This is a genomic window from Pseudomonas sp. URIL14HWK12:I5 (assembly GCF_900176445.1).
Classification (GTDB): domain Bacteria; phylum Pseudomonadota; class Gammaproteobacteria; order Pseudomonadales; family Pseudomonadaceae; genus Aquipseudomonas; species Aquipseudomonas monteilii.
The window spans coordinates 1-1,788 of record NZ_FWXQ01000023.1 but is presented as its reverse complement, the minus strand read 5'-3'; the positions used below and the strand labels follow the sequence as shown (position 1 = coordinate 1,788).

Sequence of the window (1,788 nt, the reverse complement as noted above, 5' to 3'; positions counted from 1 at the left end):
CAGACCCATAAAGGTGATGGTTACAACGAACTGCGTTTCGAGGACGAACTGGGCAAAGAGGAAGTGTTCATCCATGCCCAGCGGGACAAGAACAATGTGGTCGGCAATGATGAGACCACGCGTGTGGGGCGCAATCGTGTCGAGCAGGTCGGCAATGATGAGCAACTGAGCATTGGCAACAACTTCCGTCAGGAAACGGCATACAACCATACCCAGGTTATTGGGCAAAACAGCCTGTTGGACATCAAGCGTGACCTGGTCGAGAACGTGGCCAACAACCGCACTGAGTCAACGGGTGGCAATCACCGCGTTCTCACTGGGAGCAACTGCGAGCTAGTGGTCAAAGGGGCTCAGTCGATAAGCGTCGGGCAGGGCGTGCAACAACGCACGACAGTATTCCAGTTGCTGGCCAGTGAGCGCATCGAATTGAGAAGCCCTGGCGGCAGCATCGTGCTGGATGCGCAGGGCATTACCATCAATGGCCTGACACTCGACTTGAAAGGGCAGACCAAGGCCGTTGCGAAAGGGGATGGCGATAGCCCGTCTTTTGAGCTTACGCCTGACGCTAGCAGCAAGTGCGAGGTCAAGGCATGAATGTCGAGAGCCTGATCAGCCGCATCGAAGGGCATCATGCGGCGCACCTGCATTGCCATGTATTGGTCGACCCGCTCGCGATAGCTGGCCAGAGTGACCATGCCTTGCTTGCGCACCTGCGCGAAGCGTTGGGCGAGGCGGCATTGATGCGCGTGGACAGGGCCGATCTGGCCCATGTGCCCCACCTGCATCCCGTGTTGGCTTGCCTGGCTTCACCCGGAACGTTGCCCAGCCGTGAGTTGCTGGCGCTGACTGCGCGCGCAGCGTATAGAAGGCTGCACCACCCTCGGCGCTACCTGAGTGGCTGGCTGTTCAGTGAAGCAGCTTCGGCCACGGTAGCCGCCCATCTCACGGCCATGTGCCGAATACCCGATGCCAAACGGGCGTTCAGCTTCTATCCGGTGTACGAGCCGGTTCGCCTGGAGCTGCTCGCGGCGACGTTCAAGCAGGTCGAGCATGGCCCATGGTGGCCGATCAACGACTGGTTGTTCCTGAGTAGCGGTGGCAGGTTGGCGCACCTGAAAGGGCAGAGCGGGCAGCGGCATGCTTTGCCGGAGCCTGCCCAGCGTATTCAGGAAGATGTGGCGTTGATCGAGCGCGTGCTGGCTGTCTGGAGAGTGCTGCGTGCGGCCTCGGAGGACGCGAGACAGTGCCAGATACCGCCGTTTGCCGCCGTGCGGGTCTCCAACCATATCGACGATGCACGAGCGTTGGGCTTGAGCGCAGAGGAAGACATCACGGTTTTTGCCCTGCATCACCTGTGCATCCACCCCAGGCTGAATACCGTTGCTGCGGTGCGCAACATGGTTGATGCGGCCGTCAACGATCACCGTCCTCTCGCCCCGATGCTCACTCGCTATTCCGAGGAACACTGGTGTCGCCTGATCGATCCCCTTCCAAGAAACGAGAGGCGCCTATGACCCTCAGTCAACGTATCGCCATTGCGACAGCCGAAGCCGGGCTCCCTTCTGACCAGTGCATGGCCTGCGAACGCCAAGGCCTGCCGATCCTGCCCCTGCGTCGCGCCCTGGTGCCGGACACACGCCCACAGGGCCTCAGCACCGTGGCCGGCAGCCTGCATGTCTCGGCGAAGCTGGGCGTGCGCACCTTGCGCATGGGCTACCTGTACGTGCTGCTCGACCAGCAGGTCTGGCATGCCTACGAAGTGAGCGAGCAGGGCCACCTGCGCCGCTT

2 protein-coding genes and 1 pseudogene are annotated in these 1,788 nt (G+C 61.2%); all 3 read left to right on the top strand.

Features of this window, described 5'->3' with window-relative positions:
* Nucleotides 1–594 (top strand): annotated as a pseudogene (locus B9A31_RS26835) (type VI secretion system tip protein VgrG); the annotation flags it as partial.
* Entirely contained in the window at nucleotides 591–1,514 is a 924-nt protein-coding gene (locus B9A31_RS26830; protein ID WP_084297566.1) for a hypothetical protein, read from the top strand. The pseudogene B9A31_RS26835 and the gene B9A31_RS26830, both read left to right, overlap by 4 nt.
* Nucleotides 1,511–1,788 (top strand): toxin VasX (locus tag B9A31_RS26825; RefSeq protein ID WP_143496571.1); only part of this gene is annotated, 278 nt, incomplete at its 3' end. The genes B9A31_RS26830 and B9A31_RS26825, both read left to right, overlap by 4 nt.

Excerpts from the sequence above, each read along its gene's own strand:
- B9A31_RS26830 (WP_084297566.1), top strand. The coding sequence starts at position 591 with ATGAATGTCGAGAGCCTGATCAGCCGCATCGAAGGGCATCATGCGGCG.